Source organism: Candidatus Rickettsia tasmaniensis, from assembly GCF_036857515.1.
GTDB lineage: Bacteria > Pseudomonadota > Alphaproteobacteria > Rickettsiales > Rickettsiaceae > Rickettsia > Rickettsia rickettsii.
Genome location: NZ_JAQCNX010000010.1, coordinates 1 through 18,677 on the forward strand (window position 1 = coordinate 1; position 18,677 = coordinate 18,677).

The following is an 18,677-nucleotide window of genomic DNA, read 5'->3' on the forward strand; positions in this document are numbered from 1 at the left end:
AAATAGTTATTATTAAAACACAAGAACGTAGAAACGAAATAATAAATCTCTTAAAAACACCTATATCAAATTCTGATTCCACTAAATTTCGAGCTAATATAAAAGAATTAGGTAATGTAGTTAAAGAATTTGGGCTTCCTAAAGTTATAGAAAGACATGATAAGGACAATATAGCTGTGCAACTAGCTTTAAAGGACTCTATTTTATTTATTGAATCTTTATATACAAACCGTGATGATATATTGAATGAAAAAAGTGATATATTTTTTAGAAGAAGATAATATAAAGAAGAAAGTTTTTGGTAGATAAGCTTTATACGGGATAAGCAATAACAGCACTAATAAAACATAATGAAGTTGCTTAAATACCAAAAGGTTAAAATTATTATGCTTCTTTAGGATTAAAAAGCTATTTATTATTGCAATTTTTTAATTTTTGTTTTAATTGTAGTCAACTATTATTAATAAAAATAAGAAATGACTTTTATGGAAGATTTAAGCTCTTGGAAAGAAAAGTTTGAAACTTGCGTTTACGCTAAAAAACTATTAGACAACAGCGAATATTTAAACGCTAAAGTAAAAAATCCTGTTGATATAGAAGAAGTGAAAAAATATATCTACTACGCTCGCAAGTATCACGGCTTACAAATACGTCAATCAGGCGATCCTTATTATTCTCACCCGATTGAAGTAGCGATTATGCTCGCAGAGTTTGTAGCCGAAGAAGCTCCTAAGCTTTATAATGCTATTATGTTGCAGGCTGCTTTACTGCATGATTCTATTGAAGATACAGAACTGACTGAAGAAGTAATAACTACAATTTTTGGACCGGAAGTAGCAAAGCACGTAGAGGGTTTAACTAGAATAAAACCTTACGGAAAAATAAGTAGTGAGGAAAGTCTGAATTTGCTAGTTAGACAAAAAAGATATGATATAATTTACAAACTTTAGGTGCTAAATCACCTGAAAAAATGAGGGAAGTTTAATTAGTTTTGTAAAAATTGCTATGTATATGGAGGCATATGAAATAAAACAACAATTAATTAAACTGTGCTACAAATAAATTCTGATGAATAATTTCTGCAGGGCTATAATTAAAAGTATTTTTTAATATATTAGCACAATAAATATATGATACATAAAATGCTACAGGACCTGTACAATCTAATAAAAAAACGCTATAATAGTTTTAATATTACTTTTATCTTCTTAGGATCAATATTAGCTTGTTCTAAAGTTTTTCTTAAATATCGTTTAGCATCCACAAACTCCGGTGTCTCTCTAAGCGAAGTTTTCCCAATGACTCCTACTATAGCGATTCCAGCACCGATTAAAAAAGCTATACGCCAACTAAAACTAAATGAAGTAACTAAAGAAGCTAAGCATAATGCTCCAAAACCACCTAATATACAAAAACTATCTAAAGTTGCTACAGTTGGATATTGTACAGGTGGTTTAATAAATTCAGTTAAATATACATCTGCTCCTATTACTTTTCCCATTGAGGACATGCCTTGTGCCATACGGCATGCTATCATAGCCCATGTAGCTACAATTCCTATTTCATCATAAGTTGAAGATTTGCCATAATAAAACAAGCTATAGCCATAAGTAAAGTAGTTATTATTATAGTTGATTTTCTGCCTATATTATATCACCAAGCCAACCAAAGATTAATTCTCCTATCAGTCTAAATACATATGTTGAACATAATGCAGCTGCTTCATAGATTAGAGCAGTCTGAGGATCAGCTTGAGGAAAAGCTCGTTGAGAAGCACTGCCATATGTACATATAAATATAAATCAAAATATTCAAGAAAAGTTCCAATAGACAAAATACCTCATGCTTGTTTTTGTTCTCTATTTAAACTTGTTTGTGCTTTCTCATAGCCGAGCATAAATTCTTTATAAAAAATTAAATTGTAAAGAAATCTATACTGTTTTATATAAAAGTCAATAGGAAATTTCGCTTTATACGAAAATCAGAAAGTGAAGTGCAACTTATTATTAATTTATGTTATTCATTTTGTAAATATAATTGCACTAGTTTAAAGCGGTATGTCCGTGTACCTGAGCATTCATCACAAGCCCAAAGCCGATTAGCATGGATGCGATCATTGTTCCGCCGTAAGAAATAAACGGTAGCGGTACGCCTACTACGGGAAGCAAGCCCATAACCATAGCTATATTAATAAATACGTGACTAAATAAGATTGAAGTAATACCTATTACCATTAATTTACTAAAAATCTCTCGGCAATTTACGGCAATTAATAAAGAAATAGTTATAAGTGTAAAATATAATATTAGTAAAAACATTCCTCCTATAAAGCCGAACTCTTCAGCGAAGGTAGCAAAGATAAAGTCAGTTTGATGTTCGGGAAGAAAATCCAAATGGCTTTGGCTACCTTGATTTAAACCGCGTCCAAATAGGCTACCTGAACCTATAGCGATTTTAGACTGAATAATATTATAACTAGCACCGAGCGGATCATGTTCGGGATCTAAAAAAACCATTACCCGTTTTTTTTGATAATCATACATCATATTCCAAGCAATAGGTAGGCTAATAAGAGCAGCAAGACCTAGTATTATAAAATATTTTATTCTAAAACCTGCCGCAAAAAATATAATTGCCGAAACAATTAAAACAATCATTCCCGTACCTAAATCTGGTTCTCTAATTATTAGAAAAGCCGGTATTAAAACTCCTATAATTGGTATAATAACTTTATGAAATTTTGTAAGATCATCAATTGTTAGTGAATGGAAATATCTAGCAAGCATTAGTACAACGGCGATTTTTATCGGTTCGGAAGGTTGAAGCTTAACTATACCGATATCAATCCATCTTTTACCGCCCATGGCAGTTGAGCCGAAAAGCTCCACGGCTACTAGTAAAGCGAGTACGCACAAATAAGAGATATACGATAACCTAAATATTATGCGTAAATCAATTAATGCAATAATAATAGCTAAAGGCAAGAATATACAAAAATTTATAATTTGTTTGTAAGCCCAGGGCTGCAAATTGCTATTTGCTGCAGAATAAAGCACAATGAAACCAATACAGCAAATTAAGCTAATTAGTAAAATTAAAGTAATCGGTAATTTTTGTAATTGTTCTAGATAATTTTTATGCATTGTTTTTGTATTCAGTAGAGGTGTTGTATGTCATTCCTGCAAAAGCAGGAATCCAGACTTTAAAGCTTTTTAAAAGCTTTATTTAAAAAGTAAAACTATATAAAAATCTTGATTTCAAAGATTTTTTGAAAAGCTCAATTTATTTCGCTTTTTCCTGGATTCCTGCTTTCGCAGGAATGACATAACAGGATTCCAGCAACAAATCTGCTAACTAAACCCCAACATCAAACACCTTAAAAATAAATACTAATTCGTCAGCTATCTCTTTCAGATAATCAAAACGACTGGCAGAACCTTTATGTCCTGTATCCATATTTGTTTTTAATAATAAGGGATTATTGTCCATTTTTAGTTCTCGTAATTTTGCTACCCATTTAGCAGGTTCCCAGTACCCTACACGTGGGTCGGATATACCGCAAGTAACGAATAGAGCAGGGTAGTTTTGTGCTTTTACGTTATCATAAGGGGAATATGATTTAATATATTTAAAATATTCTTTCTCTTTCGGATTACCCCACTCATTATATTCCAAGAGAGTTAACGGTAAGCTTTCGTCAAGCATGGTACTCAAAACATCAACAAACGGTACATGCGCGATTGCTGCTCTATAGATTTCCGGTTTTTCGTTGAGTACGTAACCGATTAACATACCGCCGGCACTACCGCCCATTATTACTATATTGTTGTTACTTGTATATTGCTCGTTAATTAAAGCTCTACTACAGGCTATGAAGTCTTCAAATGTTCTTTTTTTGGTTAAAAACTTAGCAGCTTCATACCAATCATGACCTAGATCATCGCCACCTCTAATATGAGCAACTGCGTAAATAAAACCGCGATCGGCAAGTGTCACTGCTGTATTTCTAAAATTGACGGGCATAGCGATGCCATAAGCACCGTAACCCATTAGATATAAAGGATTTGAACCGTCTTTTTTAAATAAAGATTTTTTATAAAACAAGGTTATAGGTACTTTTACATCTTCATTATCTGTAAATATTCTCTCTACTTTATACTCCTCCGGGTTAAAGCCTGAAGGTATTTCGTGGCTCTTTAATATCGTTAATTTATCGCTATTAAAATCGTAGCTATAAGTGGTATTGGGTCTTGCTAGAGAAGAGTAATCTATTCTGATATCGTCTTCCTCAAAGTTTGTAGAAAAACTACTTGCTTGGAAACTCTCGTCGGGAAAATGAATTGTGTTTTCTTGTAAATCTTTAAATCGCTTTATTTTAATTAGCGGTAAACCTTGGTCACGATAGTTTAAGATTAAATAATTATTTGTAATATTAAAGTTTTTTAAATATTTGTCTTGTTCTTCCTTAATATAAATATCATCCCAGCTAATATTTTCAAAATTATTTACCGGCAGTTTTATAACATGGAAATTTTTAGCTTTATAATTAGTTTTAATATAAAAATAATCGCCATTATATTCTATTTCATAGAATATTTTGTTTTCTGCAGCTCGTACTAATTTAGGCGTAAAACTATCATCCTGCATAGAAATTACGTAAATTTCATTTTCATTATGATCGCCTGAATTTATAAAAATATATTCATGACTTGCTGATTTCTTGCAGCTGATAAAATGAAGAGGGTTTTTTACCTCGAATATTAATTTATCCTGAGTGACCTCTTCACCTAGACGGTGAAACATTACCTTATCCCAGCGTTGATTCTCATTAATAGTAATATAGAAAAAGCCGTTTAAGTGTTCATGCCAAATTATAGTAGGAGCTACAGCTAAATCTCGATCGCTTGATACAAGCGAATTTTGCGGCATTCGCCTATGCTCACGTACATTTGTACGTTCCGCAGGCTCTTCCTGAAATTCATCTTGTCTGAAGCGATCGAGATTTAGCTGTACATTGCCTAATTCATCAGGTAAGTATTTTTGTTCTTTAAGGTTGTATATTTTGATATTGTATTGTTCATTACCTGTAAAATTAACACTATAAGCCATTAAATTGTGATCAGGTGACATTGCAACTGTAGCAACATCAGTAAAACCGCTATTTGGAGCAAGAAGGTTGACATCTAATATTACTTCTTCCGCTGAATCCATATTATTATGCTTTCTGCAATATATCGGATAATTTTTATTCTCCTCTACTCTATGGTAATAGTAATAATCTTTGTTCTTAACATAAACCGATTCATCATCTAATTTAACCCGTCCTTTTAATTCTTCAAAAATCTTTTCCTTATCATTTTGCAGATCGGCAAAGAAATTTTCGGTATATTGATTCTCAGCTTTTAAATAATCTAAAATTTTAGAGTCTTCTACATTTGGCCACTTAGGATCACGCAGCCAGTGATAATCATCGTTTATTGTTGCTTCGTGAACTTCAAAGCTGTAATTTTGTTTGTCTGTTATTGGTGGTTTCATATTTTTTATTTTTTTGTGTTGTTATGCCTAAAGTCGTCATTGCAAGGAGCCGTAGGCGACGCGGCAATCTAGTAAAATAATAAAAAAATTCTGTAATCAGAATTGTTTACTGGATTGCTTCGTCGAAACTTACAGTTTCTTCTCGCAATGACGATTTTGGTATCTATACAACAATGACATCGAATTATTGTAGTGTTAAAATCAAACTAATTAACAGGAATAATACAATCAATATAGCAGTTTGCTGATTATGCCAAGCAGATATTTTACTTAAAATGTTATCCCAAATAACCTTAAAATTAAGATATTCTGCTGCATCTTCGTTATTGTCTACCGTTTCTTTATATTTATCGATACTGAAATATATAAATTTTTCAATATATTGGTATAGGTCAAGGTTTATGTTTTCTGTCGAAATGCGTGGTATTTTTCTAAATATTAAAGCCAATAACAGTGAGATTGCAAGGATAACTAGCTTAAAGTTAGCAGTATGTGATATTTGAATAGGGTAGAATAAACATATGCATAAAGTTATGATGCAGAAAGAGAGGTAGGTTATAGTTCTTATGTCATTCCCGCGCAAGCGGGAATCCAGAAATATTATAAAGCTTTTATTTTTAAGGTTTTTACTGGATTCCTGCTTTCGCAGGAATGACATAAAGAGAGACGGGAATGACGTAGAACTCTCCATCAACAACCCAAATAATACGGTACAAGTCGCTATCTTGGAAAATAGCATTACACTATTCTCGTTTAAAATATTAGCTATTTCATCTTTAATATAAGAAGAACTAATAGGTAGTATAGATGTATAGATCAATATACTAATAACAAATCCGCTTAATAAAATAAAATTAATTTGAGTATTCTGAAGATCTTGGTAATTTTTAATATCATACTCATCTTCTATATAAGCGAAATATAAAGCAAATAACCCGTTATATAATATATGTATGAATATAAAGCTTGTAATAAGATAAGCTATATTTGGAGAGTTTATGCTAATAGCCGTTAATATAAAACCAAGCTGTGATACGGTAAGATAACATATTAATCGTTTAAGTTTTTTTTCAATTAGAGAAAATACTAATCCGTAAATGATCATTGATATCCCAAAAAACTTTAATATCTCAAGACCGCTAAATAATTTTAAAATGATAATTAAAACAACTTTAGTAGTAAAACTAATTAAATATACAATACCGCTACTTGAAGCTATAGGATAGCAATGAACCACCCAGCCGTTTACAAAAATAGCCGAGGCATTAATTAAACAACCTGTAAGTATGAATATTGCTGGTAACTCAAAATTATTTACTGATTCCGTTAAAGAAGTAAAAGTCGTATTACTTGTTGTTTGGATTAGAAGAGTCATACCGATTAAGATTAGCCCGCTGCTGAATAAATGAGTGAGGAAATATTGACGTGCCGGTTTTATCTTTAATTGGTCACAAAAAATAATTATGCAGGCAAAAATCGTCATGAATTCAAGCGAGATTATCATAGAAATAAAATCAGCTGCAAATACGCATATAATAGAGGATAAACAGTATAAACTACCTATTAAGCATTCTAATTTTCTATTTTGGGAAATTGTATAAAGATTTAAGATAGCAGTAACAATTAGAAATGCTAGAGCTATTAGCTGATTTTGTGGGTGAAAATCAAACATAAGCTCAAAATTAGTAAGTGGAAATGTACACTTGGTATTTTGAATAAACATTTTAATCTTTAGAAAAAACTGTTAAAACCTCTAGTCCCTGGATTCTTTTAAAGTCTTTTACATTTAGAGTTAATATCGGAAAACCTTTTGTAATAGCCGTTGCTGCAATAAGCATATCACGAGTTCCTATAGTTATACGTTGTGTGTATAAATCATGAGTAATACGTGCATATGTATATACTTCTTCAATACCGAAAGGTAATATAGTAAACAGACTTTTTACGTATTCTATAAAAGCTAAACATTTTATACGTTTATTCTCATTCTTGACTCTATCTACTCCTATTAATAGTTCAGTTAACACAATAGGGCTAATATAAGCCTGACCGTAATGTGACCATTGCTTAGTACTTACCTGTCCTCTTTCTAAAGCTATGATTATAGCAGTATCAATAATTAATCCCATCTTTCAACCAATTTTTTAATATCTTGTTTAGTATTGCGTCTTATTTCTTCGAGATTTTTCATGAATTGATCAGCATCTTCAGGATCAAGATGTGGACCATTTTTAAAAGCTTCCTCTAAGTCTCTTACTGCTACAGAAGGCTTGATTTCTGCAGGTGTAATCCTTGCTACGATATGACTACCTTTTTGAACGTCAAAGCTTTCGCCTTTATAGTAAACTCTATTCATAATATCTGAAAAAGATCGTACAAATTCTGTTGCTCTAATAATTTGTGCCATATTTATCCTCAAAAATAATTACTATATTTATACCTATTGATACTTCAAGATTTGGTACGTCAAATTTTGGGATTCGCCTGTGCTCACATACTATTGCACGCTGTGCAGGCGCACTGCTTATTTGACTTCCAACTTTTGAAGTATCTGCAGTATACATATTATATGATTATGTGTAGATTATGTAAATATGTTTATGTAATATAAGCTAAAAATTCTCTGATTAAGGTTTGAATAAAATAGAAAAGAGTTACGGCACAGCAGCACATTATTATACTAATTTGCATAGAGTAGGGGAGTGGTTTTGTTACGCTAGATTCTACTAAAGAAGGTTTATAAATAGAGCTTAATATTTTGAGTAGGTAAAGGCTTGAGAATATACTACTAGCTATTACGACAATCATAACAATGATTTGATTCTGTTCGCTTGCGGCAAGTAATATTGAGAATTTGCTAATAAATCCGCTAAAGATAGGTATACCGATTAATGATAATGAAGAGATAGATATAATAAAAGAAATTAAAGGAAATTCTTTGGATGTACCATATAAATTCTGTACTTGATCGGCTTTCTTTAAACTGTAAATACTTCCCATACTATAAAATAAGCAGATTTTTGTAAAAGAATGTGAAACTAAATGGAGTATTGCGGCTCCAAGTGCCTTAGGTGTTAACATGAAAGCACTAAGCAATGCAAGGCTTAATTGGTTCATAGTGGAGTAGGCAAGTATTTTTTTGATATTATCCGTGTCTAGGGCTTTGATTGAGCTATAAAATATGCTTACTATCGGTATAAAAATTAACCAGTTAAACTCGGCAAATATCATTTGTAAATACGATAAACCGAATATATATAATAGGATTTTGTAAATACAAAATAATCCGGTTTTAACCACTATTACAGCATGCAGCAAACTACTAATGGGGTAATGTGCAACCATTGCAGCAGGAAGCCATGAATGCACCGGAAAAATTGCAGTTTTAGCAATACCGCAAATAAACATTAACAATAAAATAATTGACTGGTTTTTGGAAAAATAATTTTCTACTAAACTCCCACTTGCAAAATCTCCGTTACCGACTTTAGTATAAATAATTATCACTGCCGGTAAAAATAATATTGTGGCAGAAATCATCAGAATTTTTAGATATTTATATAACCCGCTAAGTACTATATTATTTTTGGTATGTCCTATTAAAAAAGCTGTAGAAATAGTTAAAAGCTCATAGCAAATAAACATCGTGAATAAGTTGCTAGATAAAGCAATTAAAACACCGATTAGAATAGTTAAGTTAAAGAAAAATAAGAATCTAGAAGAATAGTCTATATTATTAATAGCAAGATATTTAGGAGTGTAAAGTAAAGCACAAATCCATAAAAAGCCTATTAAGCTTAAGAAAATAAGCCCTAAAGGTTCAAGATGGAATCCTATAGAGTAATTACCGAATATATTAAATTCAAATCCTGCTCTAATACCTTTTAAAAACAACCAGTCTATAATTAAAATATTACCGAAGAAAAAAATAGCGATAGTAATAAGTAAAAAATTACGTATAAAGCTATCTTTTTGAGTGGCATACGGGCTAGTTAAGTTTAATGCACCAACTAGCAAAGTTGATAGAATCAAAAGACTCGGAGTAGTAAATTGTGTAATCATGATAAGCTGTTATACTTTTTTTGATAGTATGGTTAGAGCATTACCTGTATGGCTTTCTATGTCATGCCTAGCTAAAAGTGGGAATCCAGAAAAAGCGAGATAAATCGTGCTTTTAGTTTTAAAAACTTACTGTGTTTATATTTTTTAATTACTGGATTCCCGCTTTCGCGGGAATGACAATAGTACCATTTTATAATGGTAAAATAACGATCCTACGGAGCTAAGTAAAATTACAATAAAATCTAATAGTAGATTTTGTGTTAATAATAATTCAAGAATATTTACTTTGATAAAAAATAATGGACTGATAGGTAAGCCACAGCTGCAAATAATAGCAATTATTATTAAAACTTTGTTAGGCTCTCTTTTATAGCTTTCATTATAAGCATCTATCAAGAAAAGAGTTATTTTATTTATACTATCCGCAAGTAATAAACTTGGTAAAACTATTATACCGTTTTCGGTTACGTATAATAAAAATACGTAACCTATTTGAGTGAAACATGAATAAATTATAATATTCTTGAAATCTTTTGCTTGGTAAGCAAAATACGAGGCTATAATAAGAGTAGCTAAAGCGATAGGTTTTATAAAATTTGTAATAGCCATTTTAATTGGCTCATAGCCTATAATAACGTAAGTAAATTTATATATTATATATATTCCTATTATAGTAGAAATCCCTGCTAAATATACTAAAATAACTGAAGCCGTGTTATTATAAGCTCTCATCATCCAAAAATGCATAGGGAAAAAAGCTGTTTTTAAAATAGCACCTATTAAGAAAAAACCGATAGCTATAGTGATTATACGGGAATTAGTATGTGCTTGTAAATACGCTGCAATTTCTGCCATATTCAAACTACCCGTAATGTTTAGCAAAAATCCTATAGATATAAGAATAAGAGTTGCACCGATGCTACCTATTATCAAATAATCAAAAGCTCCGATTAAAGATTTTGGATTATTACCTGAGGCTATCAGGACATAGCTACTAAGTGCTGAAATCTCTATAAATATATATAGATTAAAAAAATCGTGAGTAGCAATCATCCCTAAATAGCCCGTATGAGCAAATAATAATATACCATAAAATAAAGATTTTCTATTATTGTTTATATATTTTAAGATAGTTTGATTAGTAATCTTATGACAAAAAACTAAAAAGAATAATAAAACCAAGTTAAGATAAATAATAATAGCTTGGTTTAGTGCATTTAGCCGATATTCTATTCCTATTTTTGAAGTCCATCCTCCCATGGTGTAAGATAGCGCCGTATTTTGTATAATGCTATATCCATAAACACTGACCAAAAGGCTAGATAAAATGCAAATCGTAGTAATTATTCGTGCAAAGGTAATAAAGCGAAAAGATATTATTGAGAGTAAAGCCCCAAATAAAGGGAATAATATTTGTATGATAGGGACATGGTTAGCTAGAATCATTTATCAAAATTAATTTCATTTTCTGATATTGTACCAAAATGTTTATAAATTTGATATATTAAACTTAAAGCTACGCTAAGAGTAGCAAACCCAGCTACTATAGCAGTTAGCATTAATACATGAGGCAAAGGGCTAGTGTAAGTAGTGACGCCCTCTTGTAAAAGAGGTACACCTCCTGTTTTAATTTTTCCAATACTTAAATAAAATACTAACACCGAACTTTGAAAGATTCCAAGCCCGATAATTTTATGAATATAATTATGACTTGTAAGCATTATAAATAAGCCGCTAGTTAGTAAGATCAAGGCAAAGAAATATATTAAATGATGCATAATTATATTGTTATTGTAAGAAAAGCATTGTTACGTGAATCAGTTTCATCGTCATTGCCGCAATGACGTTGGTAGACATTAATACGCTTTGAAAGACTGATTAAATACGCATGTGACTTTTTTGCCCTTACGTATAGCGAGCTTAGGAAAAACCTGTTCAAGGATCACCATATTAGGATTATCTTGAGCAAGGCGATAATTTACTAAAGATTCTCGAAGTGAATCATCTACAGCAAAAATACCGGAAATTTCAGCGTTTTTATCTCTAAATTGCAGATAAGTAAACTCGCCGTCATCAAAAATTTTAATAGGAGCTATTTCTTCGCTGCCGCTAATATAGTAATTAAAGTTATATTTTTCAGGATGAGTTAGGTCGGGATTTGCTAGGGCAGCAGAAAAAGTTTGCATATGACCGCTCATATTGTCATTTTCGTCATCTGGATAAAGAAACTTTACGTTAAAGACCATTTCAGGATCACGCATATCAAGAGTTTCGGCGGCATATAGTTCAAAGAAGTAAGTCCGTTTATTAGTAATTAAAGTCATATTAGTAGTAGCATCCGGTTCCATCGGTTTAATAAAAATCCTATGACCGGCAGGTACTATTTGCCATGAAGTAGTATCTCCCATAGAAATACTTACTATTTCCTCGTCTCTTGCTAGTTCTATACTTGCTTGATAGCCGTAATATCCTGTGAATTTGAAAACATCGTCAGGGTTATAAGTCATAACTCTTAGACGTGGGTCTCGACCTAGAGGTCGTGATATAGTAAGAGCAAATACATCTAATGTAAGTATTATAAAAGTACAAAATATTATTAGTTGCTTCATATTATTTCTGATTTTTATTCCTTAATAACTTTAGCTTGTAACTAGTAACGGTAAAATTGAACGGCATATCAGGTGATGTATTTGTACTGATAGAATCCATTATAAATCCGATTCTTGCTTCCCATACCATATTTTCTAAAATTGCACCCGTACTATTTTTTGCCAATGATTCAAAAGTAACAACTGCCTCGTTATCGTTTACATTGTTAACTGATAATATATTAATTGAGCGTCTATATAGTTTTTGATATCTTATGACCGGTGATAATGGGTTATCAATATTCATAAAATTAGCAAATTGCATATAAACAATACTCGTAGAAGCATTTTTGATAAAGGTAAATTGTTCTTTTAATATATCGTAATTGTATTCTTCTCGTTGGTTTACATAATTCTGAAGCATAATATTTGCAATAGAGATATAAGGATTTGCTAATGTTGAATGTTTAGTATTAGTAACGGCAGCTTGTTTTTCGGCATCATCTTTTATTAAATAACTTACTTTTTTGTTTATAGGTAGCAATATGTTGATACTTATACAAATTAAGGTTAATAATAAGGTAAAAATCGTGCATATAAAAAGCAGAAGACTTCTATGACTTAACGGTAAGATATACTTAAAATTATACCATTTTCTTGCATCAATAAAATATTCGCCGGATTTTATATATTCTTGTATTGCGTTGGTTAATGGGTCCATAATTACTAGATTAATATCTAATTTTATTCTGTTTTAACTCTATCATAATTATTATAATATGATTATGACTTGTTAATTTAATGTTATTTAAGCTATAAAATAAGTTTATATTGTTGCTACAATACCAAATATTGTTTAACTTTAAAATTAAAATAAATAAATTATAAATTAAAATTATACAATAACAATTATTGATGGTAGTTATTATGTTATACTCGTCCCACTTGAAAAATTGGCGACAATGTCTTTATAAGTCCGCAAGGTAGCAACGTATTAAGTATACGCTCTCCTCCCAAGCTGAACTTCGTATAACTACTCTTTATTTACTTCAGAGTATAATAGTTTACAATCTTTTTAATATTTATAAATAGATTTTTTCAAAAAATGCTTGTGAACTATTGTATAGTAAGGTAATTTTAAAATAGTAACAAGATAATTTAATAATGTATAATTAGAATGTTAAAATCATTAAAGCTTCTATTAGTATTAATTATGCTTGCTCAATTGTTGTCATGTACCCCTTCAGCTCCTTATGAAATTAAAAGCCCGTGCGTTTCTGCTGATATAGATGATGGCTCGAGTGTAAGCGTAAATCCTTGTATAAGAAGACCTGTTAATTCAGTAAATATAGTATAAAAGTAATAGTTTTACACAATAACAATGGAATAATAAAAATACCTTTGATATGAATAATATATTTGGCTTCTTTAAATCAAGTAATAACTCGCAAAGCGGTTCAGGAGATACACAAACGCAAGAAAGTATTAAATCAGCTAATCCTTTAAAAATTACTCAGAATTGGTATGAAGAGCGATCTGATAAGTTACTTGTTCAACGTAACTTACTTATCATATTAACAATACTACTAACCATTTTTATGGTTATATCAACTTTAGTAATAGCATTTGTAGTAAAATCTAAACAGTTTGATCCTTTTGTTATTCAGCTTAATAGTAATACCGGACGTGCCTCGGTGGTAGAACCTATTTCATCACCGGTGTTAACGGCAGATGAGTCTCTTACAAGGTATTTTATAAAGAAATACATAACGGCACGGGAAACATATAATCCGGTTGATTTTGCGACGATAGTTCGTACGACAATAAGATTATTTTCAACAAGCAGTGTTTATTACAATTATCTTGGCTATATAAGAAATAAAGATTTTGATCCTACTTTAAAATATAAAGAAGAGAATACTACATTTTTAGTAATAAAATCATGGTCAAAAATCGCAACAGATAAATATATAGTTAGATTTTCCGTAAATGAAACATCAGGAAACCAATTAGTTTATAATAAAATAGCGGTAGTAAGTTATGCTTATGTGCCTATGCAATTAACAGATTCAGAACTTGATGTAAATCCGGTAGGGTTTCAAGTTAACGGATATAGGGTAGACGATGACAATAGTTAGATTTTATTTTTTAGTTTTTATATTATTAGGCGGTTTTACAGTACAACGAGAATGTCCACTTGTAGATGATCCATGTAATAGTAGTAATAATTATGTAGATGATTTATCTATAACTAAAGATAATAGGATAAAAACTTATATATATAATCCAAATGAAGTTTATTTATTAGTTTTGCATTTTGGCTTTCAATCGCATATAGAATTTGCTAAAAACGAAGAAATCCAAAATATAATTCTTGGGGATGCTTATGCTTGGAAAATAACTCCTTTGGCAAATAGATTATTTATTAAGCCTCTTGAAAAAGATATTCGTACAAATATGACTATTATAACTAATAAAAGAATATATGAATTTGATATCGCTTCTACGGAACTTATGATGGGTAACGAAAGGGATTTAGTATATGTAATTAAATTTTACTACCCTAAGAAAAATAGTAATTACATGGCAAGATTTTAATCGATGTCATTTCTGCGTAGATACGTCATTGCGAGCAGCCGTAGGCTGCGTGGCAATCTCATGCAATAATACAAACTCCTGAGATTGCGGACGTACAATTGCTCTGCGATTTCCTTGCAATGAGGGAAAAACTGATCCACGCAACAATGACAATAAAAACACTTTAACTAATATAATTTAGATATGGCTGAAGAGCAAAATAACAATCATAATACCGGTTCTTTATCAGGAGCAGATTCTCCTGAAGTACAAAGAGAATTATCAAAAGTTTCGGTTAGCTTTAATAAGAGTATTGCGATAGTAGTCGTAATTTGTGGTATTTTTATATATATTTTTTATACTCTTTTTTTCGGTACTGAAAAAGAAGAAATACCGGAGACTCAGATACCGAGTAATATTGTAAAACCTGTTACGGAGGTTGATGATAATATTCCGGAGATTTCAAAGTTACCTGATCCGCCTAAGCTTGAGACGCCCACCGTTCCTCTACCGCCTCCCCCTCCGGTAGTAAAAGTTCCACCGGTCTTACCTCCTACTACTCCTGTAGAAGAGAATAAAGACAAAACGTTTCCATTGCCGCCGGTTTCGTTGCCTTCGACTTCAGGAATGTTAGTTGAGAGCGATGCAGAGAAGCAACGTCGTGAAGCAAAAAGAAAATCAGCTATAGTGTTAATTAGTGGTGTAGAGCCTAAAAAAACACCGGAACAGATTACGGCAGAAGCGACCTTTAAAGATCGCGGTGATATGTCTTTGGTTCTCGGACGCGGTAAATTAATTGATGCAGTCCTTGAGACGGCAATAAATAGTGATCTCGGCGGTGAAATAAGAGCCATTATTAGTAGAGACGTATTTTCTGAGAAAGATAAAGTTATATTGATACCGAAAGGGTCAAAAATATTCGGTAAATATGCAACCTCAACTTCGTCAGATAGTTATGGTAGAGTTTCTATAATATGGGATAGAATCGATTTAACTAACGGTTATACTATAGAATTCGACTCACCTGCAGTTGATAATTTAGGTAGACCGGGATTACAAGGAAGAGTTGATAATAAATATAAAGAACAATTTGTAAATGCCGTATTACAATCCGGCTTTAATATAGGGCTTGCTAAAGTCCTTGATAAGTTAGTGTCGCCTCCTATAGATTCTCAGGCAGCGGCTACCAATAGTGCTACGGCAACACAATTGTTAAATACTGCTCAAACTATTGCGTCTAATACTGCTATGGATGCAAGTACTAGGATAGTTACAATTTGTACTAATATACTTGCTGCTATTACCGATAAAACTTCGACTGCTTATACTACTATGACTCAAGCATGTACAACCGCACAAACTGCTTCTTCAGCGAATACTGCTGAGCAGAGACTTCAAACCTTAGTACAGGCAGTTAATACGGCAGCTTCAAGTTTGCTTACTACTACCTCTATAGCATCAACTCCGACGCAAGCACAACACGCTTCTACTCAAGCTTTTACGGATGTGACGAATGTGGTACAAAATATGATAACTCAGCAGCAGTTTAAGCCGACGACAACGGTTAATCAAGGTACGCCGGTTAGAATATACGTTAATAAGGATTATAAATTCCCAAAAGCCATTTTATTAAAATCGAAGGTAATGAAATGAATGAAGAATTTGCAGCCTTAGAGACGTTTTTACTTCCTTTTAAAAATTTATTTGCTGAAGATGGTATTAACGAAATTATGGTTAATAAGCCCGGAGAAGCATGGGTTGAAAAAAAAGGCGATATATATTCTAAGCAAATACCGGAACTGGATAGCGAACATCTACTTGCATTAGGGCGTTTAGTCGCTCAATCTACCGAACAGATGATTTCAGAAGAAAAACCGCTTCTTTCGGCAACTTTGCCGAATGGCTACCGTATTCAAATAGTATTTCCTCCTGCTTGTGAGATAGGACAAATCATTTATGCTATAAGAAAGCCCAGCGGTATGAATCTAACTTTAGATGAATATGCTAAAATGGGGGCATTTGATGATACTGCAACAGAGAGTTTAGTAGATGAAGATGCAGTAATTTTAAATAATTTCTTAGCTGAAAAAAAGATTAAAGAATTTATTAGACATGCAGTTGTTTCAAAGAAAAATATCATAATTAGTGGCGGTACTTCAACCGGTAAAACTACTTTTACTAATGCGGCACTCACTGAAATACCTGCAATAGAAAGATTAATTACTGTAGAAGATGCTCGTGAGGTTGTGCTATCAAGCCATCCTAACAGAGTGCATTTACTGGCTTCCAAAGGAGGACAGGGGCGTGCAAATGTTACTACTCAAGATTTAATAGAGGCCTGTTTGCGTTTAAGACCCGATAGGATTATAGTAGGTGAGCTTCGAGGTAAGGAAGCGTTTAGTTTTTTGCGTGCTATTAATACAGGTCATCCCGGTTCAATATCAACACTGCATGCTGATAGTCCCGCTATGGCTATTGAGCAGTTAAAGCTTATGGTTATGCAAGCAGATCTTGGTATGCCGCCTGAAGAAGTAAAGAAGTATATTTTAACCGTTGTAGATATCGTTGTGCAGTTAAAACGCGGTAGCGGCGGGAAAAGATATGTTTCGGAAGTATATTATAAGAAGAACAAGAATGCTGAGGGGATGGTTTAAAAACGTCATTGCGAGGAAATTACGAAGTAATTGACGAAGCAATCTCAGGCCACAATCCTGAGATTGCCACGCTCCTTTTAGTCGCTCGCAATGACGTAAAAATTACTCCACGCAAAAACTAATATATAAGCATAAACTAGGAATATCAATTCATGGAATGGCATAAGATACTTAAAGTTACTAGAAATATATTCGGTCATGCTATAATTCATCCGGTTGTTATTTTTTGTACCATTTGGATAAGCGGTGCATTTGTGGCAATTTTTACTAATGAGGTTGGAGCTTTAGGTGTAAATATAAATGCTATAAATATTGCTTATAAGTGGGCTTACTGGCTTATTAACGTTTGGGGGCAGTTAAAAATTGCCGACTATAATTATTTAAAATTGAAGCTACTTGCCTCTCTTCTCAGTCCGGCTATTATTGTTATAATATTTTACATTAAAAATTTTGAAAGAATAAAATCATTACAATTTTTCAAACAAGATGAAAGAGTATATGGAGATGCAAGCTGGGCTAATCCGTCAGATATAGAGGCTGCAGGTCTTAGATCTAAGAAAGGTATGCTGATCGGTGTTGATGCCGGTGGATATTTTGTTGCAGACGGGTTCCAGCATGCTTTATTATTTGCTCCTACCGGTTCAGGTAAAGGTGTAGGGTTTGTGATACCTAACTTGTTATTTTGGAGTGATTCGGTAGTAGTGCATGACATAAAGCTCGAAAATCACGGGTTGACAAGTGGTTGGCGTGAGAAGCAAGGGCAGAAAGTTTTTGTATGGGAGCCTTCTAATCCTGATGGTGTTACTCATTGTTATAATCCGATTGATTGGGTTAGTACTAAGCCTGGGCAAATGGTTGATGACGTTCAAAAAATTTCAAATCTTATAATGCCGGAAAAGGATTTTTGGAATAATGAGGCACGAAGCTTATTTTTAGGCGTAACTCTATATTTAATAGCCGATCCTACTAAAACTAAATCTTTCGGTGAAGTAGTGCGTACTATGAGGAGTGACGACGTAGTTTATAATCTAGCGGTCGTACTCGATACGCTTGGTGGTGTAATACATCCTGTTGCATATATGAATATTGCGGCATTTTTGCAAAAAGCTGATAAAGAGCGTTCCGGCGTAATATCTACAATGAACTCATCGCTTGAATTATGGGCAAATCCACTTATTGATTCAGCTACAGCATCTTCTGATTTCAATATACAAGAATTTAAAAAAGTAAAAACAACCGTATATGTAGGGTTAACACCCGA

The 18,677-nt window shown here is 32.3% G+C and carries 19 protein-coding genes and 1 pseudogene; 8 read left to right on the forward strand and 12 right to left on the reverse strand.

Annotated elements, in window-relative coordinates; translation table 11 throughout:
* Nucleotides 1-281 (forward strand): hypothetical protein (locus tag O6R16_RS02615; RefSeq protein WP_499679891.1); only part of this gene is annotated, 281 nt, incomplete at its 5' end.
* 195 nt (nt 282-476) lie between these two features.
* Nucleotides 477-950, forward strand: coding sequence for an HD domain-containing protein (locus O6R16_RS02620; protein WP_499679892.1), 474 nt, complete (start codon nt 477-479; stop codon nt 948-950).
* A 227-nt stretch (nt 951-1,177) separates the two neighbouring features.
* On the opposite strand, the gene O6R16_RS02625 is transcribed toward O6R16_RS02620, so the two are convergent.
* The 12 genes and pseudogenes from O6R16_RS02625 to O6R16_RS02680 form a co-directional block, all read right to left on the reverse strand.
* Nucleotides 1,178-1,597 (reverse strand): MFS transporter, encoded by a 420-nt coding sequence (locus O6R16_RS02625; RefSeq protein ID WP_499679893.1) that lies wholly within the window; start codon nt 1,595-1,597, stop codon nt 1,178-1,180.
* 445 nt (nt 1,598-2,042) lie between these two features.
* Nucleotides 2,043-3,143, reverse strand: coding sequence for a rod shape-determining protein RodA (rodA, locus tag O6R16_RS02630; RefSeq protein ID WP_499679894.1), 1,101 nt, complete (start codon nt 3,141-3,143; stop codon nt 2,043-2,045).
* Between the two features lie 211 nt (nt 3,144-3,354).
* Nucleotides 3,355-5,535 (reverse strand): prolyl oligopeptidase family serine peptidase, encoded by a 2,181-nt coding sequence (locus tag O6R16_RS02635; RefSeq protein ID WP_499679895.1) that lies wholly within the window; start codon nt 5,533-5,535, stop codon nt 3,355-3,357.
* 184 nt (nt 5,536-5,719) lie between these two features.
* Nucleotides 5,720-7,258, reverse strand: coding sequence for a proton-conducting transporter transmembrane domain-containing protein (locus O6R16_RS02640; RefSeq protein WP_499679896.1), 1,539 nt, complete (start codon nt 7,256-7,258; stop codon nt 5,720-5,722).
* 1 nt (nt 7,259) lies between these two features.
* Nucleotides 7,260-7,664 carry a ribonuclease VapC gene (gene vapC / locus O6R16_RS02645; protein WP_499679897.1) on the reverse strand — a complete coding sequence of 135 codons (405 nt, stop codon included), beginning with the start codon at nt 7,662-7,664 and terminating at the stop codon, nt 7,260-7,262.
* Nucleotides 7,655-7,942 carry a type II toxin-antitoxin system antitoxin VapB gene (gene vapB / locus O6R16_RS02650; RefSeq protein ID WP_499679898.1) on the reverse strand — a complete coding sequence of 96 codons (288 nt, stop codon included), beginning with the start codon at nt 7,940-7,942 and terminating at the stop codon, nt 7,655-7,657. The genes vapC and vapB overlap by 10 nt, the downstream gene beginning before the upstream one ends.
* A gap of 37 nt (nt 7,943-7,979) precedes the next feature.
* Nucleotides 7,980-8,096 (reverse strand): annotated as a pseudogene (locus O6R16_RS02655) (palindromic element RPE5 domain-containing protein); the annotation flags it as partial.
* A gap of 37 nt (nt 8,097-8,133) precedes the next feature.
* Nucleotides 8,134-9,597, reverse strand: a complete 1,464-nt coding sequence (locus O6R16_RS02660) for a proton-conducting transporter transmembrane domain-containing protein (protein ID WP_499679899.1) — start codon at nt 9,595-9,597, stop codon at nt 8,134-8,136.
* 144 nt (nt 9,598-9,741) lie between these two features.
* On the reverse strand, nt 9,742-11,043 hold the full coding sequence (locus O6R16_RS02665) for a proton-conducting transporter transmembrane domain-containing protein (protein WP_499679900.1): 1,302 nt from the start codon (nt 11,041-11,043) through the stop codon (nt 9,742-9,744).
* The gene (locus O6R16_RS02670) at nt 11,040-11,375 is read right to left on the reverse strand and encodes a Na+/H+ antiporter subunit C (RefSeq protein ID WP_499679901.1); all 336 of its coding nucleotides are present in this window, start codon (nt 11,373-11,375) and stop codon (nt 11,040-11,042) included. The genes O6R16_RS02665 and O6R16_RS02670 overlap by 4 nt, the downstream gene beginning before the upstream one ends.
* Nucleotides 11,376-11,453: 78 nt before the next feature.
* Complete coding sequence (gene virB9, locus O6R16_RS02675; protein WP_004996199.1) at nt 11,454-12,206, reverse strand: P-type conjugative transfer protein VirB9; 753 nt, start codon at nt 12,204-12,206, stop codon at nt 11,454-11,456.
* Between the two features lies 1 nt (nt 12,207).
* The gene (locus tag O6R16_RS02680; protein ID WP_499679902.1) at nt 12,208-12,906 is read right to left on the reverse strand and encodes a VirB8 family type IV secretion system protein; all 699 of its coding nucleotides are present in this window, start codon (nt 12,904-12,906) and stop codon (nt 12,208-12,210) included.
* Nucleotides 12,907-13,362: 456 nt separating this feature from the next.
* On the opposite strand from O6R16_RS02680, the gene O6R16_RS02685 reads away from it, so the two are divergent.
* The 6 genes from O6R16_RS02685 to O6R16_RS02710 form a co-directional block, all read left to right on the forward strand.
* On the forward strand, nt 13,363-13,542 hold the full coding sequence (locus O6R16_RS02685; RefSeq protein WP_010977041.1) for a DUF2706 domain-containing protein: 180 nt from the start codon (nt 13,363-13,365) through the stop codon (nt 13,540-13,542).
* Between the two features lie 49 nt (nt 13,543-13,591).
* Entirely contained in the window at nt 13,592-14,323 is a 732-nt protein-coding gene (locus O6R16_RS02690; RefSeq protein WP_499679903.1) for a VirB8 family type IV secretion system protein, read from the forward strand.
* The gene (locus tag O6R16_RS02695; protein WP_499679904.1) at nt 14,310-14,783 is read left to right on the forward strand and encodes a TrbG/VirB9 family P-type conjugative transfer protein; all 474 of its coding nucleotides are present in this window, start codon (nt 14,310-14,312) and stop codon (nt 14,781-14,783) included. Before O6R16_RS02690 ends, O6R16_RS02695 begins: the two co-directional genes overlap by 14 nt.
* Nucleotides 14,784-14,966: 183 nt before the next feature.
* Nucleotides 14,967-16,415 (forward strand): TraB/TrbI/VirB10 family type IV secretion system protein, encoded by a 1,449-nt coding sequence (locus O6R16_RS02700; protein ID WP_499679905.1) that lies wholly within the window; start codon nt 14,967-14,969, stop codon nt 16,413-16,415.
* Entirely contained in the window at nt 16,412-17,416 is a 1,005-nt protein-coding gene (virB11, locus tag O6R16_RS02705) for a P-type DNA transfer ATPase VirB11 (RefSeq protein WP_014410092.1), read from the forward strand. The genes O6R16_RS02700 and virB11 overlap by 4 nt, the downstream gene beginning before the upstream one ends.
* Before the next feature lie 152 nt (nt 17,417-17,568).
* A partial coding sequence (locus tag O6R16_RS02710; RefSeq protein WP_499679906.1) for a type IV secretory system conjugative DNA transfer family protein occupies nt 17,569-18,677 on the forward strand: 1,109 nt, incomplete at its 3' end.

Bases quoted from the DNA above. Each gene is read 5' to 3' on its own strand.
- O6R16_RS02620 (WP_499679892.1), top strand. From the start codon at position 477: ATGACTTTTATGGAAGATTTAAGCTCTTGGAAAGAAAAGTTTGAAACT.
- rodA (WP_499679894.1), bottom strand. From the start codon at position 3,143: ATGCATAAAAATTATCTAGAACAATTACAAAAATTACCGATTACTTTA.
- O6R16_RS02635 (WP_499679895.1), bottom strand. From the start codon at position 5,535: ATGAAACCACCAATAACAGACAAACAAAATTACAGCTTTGAAGTTCAC.
- O6R16_RS02640 (WP_499679896.1), bottom strand. From the start codon at position 7,258: ATGTTTATTCAAAATACCAAGTGTACATTTCCACTTACTAATTTTGAG.
- vapC (WP_499679897.1), bottom strand. From the start codon at position 7,664: ATGGGATTAATTATTGATACTGCTATAATCATAGCTTTAGAAAGAGGA.
- vapB (WP_499679898.1), bottom strand. From the start codon at position 7,942: ATGGCACAAATTATTAGAGCAACAGAATTTGTACGATCTTTTTCAGAT.
- O6R16_RS02660 (WP_499679899.1), bottom strand. From the start codon at position 9,597: ATGATTACACAATTTACTACTCCGAGTCTTTTGATTCTATCAACTTTG.
- O6R16_RS02665 (WP_499679900.1), bottom strand. From the start codon at position 11,043: ATGATTCTAGCTAACCATGTCCCTATCATACAAATATTATTCCCTTTA.
- O6R16_RS02670 (WP_499679901.1), bottom strand. From the start codon at position 11,375: ATGCATCATTTAATATATTTCTTTGCCTTGATCTTACTAACTAGCGGC.
- virB9 (WP_004996199.1), bottom strand. From the start codon at position 12,206: ATGAAGCAACTAATAATATTTTGTACTTTTATAATACTTACATTAGAT.
- O6R16_RS02680 (WP_499679902.1), bottom strand. From the start codon at position 12,906: ATGGACCCATTAACCAACGCAATACAAGAATATATAAAATCCGGCGAA.
- O6R16_RS02685 (WP_010977041.1), top strand. From the start codon at position 13,363: ATGTTAAAATCATTAAAGCTTCTATTAGTATTAATTATGCTTGCTCAA.
- O6R16_RS02690 (WP_499679903.1), top strand. From the start codon at position 13,592: ATGAATAATATATTTGGCTTCTTTAAATCAAGTAATAACTCGCAAAGC.
- O6R16_RS02695 (WP_499679904.1), top strand. From the start codon at position 14,310: ATGACAATAGTTAGATTTTATTTTTTAGTTTTTATATTATTAGGCGGT.
- O6R16_RS02700 (WP_499679905.1), top strand. From the start codon at position 14,967: ATGGCTGAAGAGCAAAATAACAATCATAATACCGGTTCTTTATCAGGA.
- virB11 (WP_014410092.1), top strand. From the start codon at position 16,412: ATGAATGAAGAATTTGCAGCCTTAGAGACGTTTTTACTTCCTTTTAAA.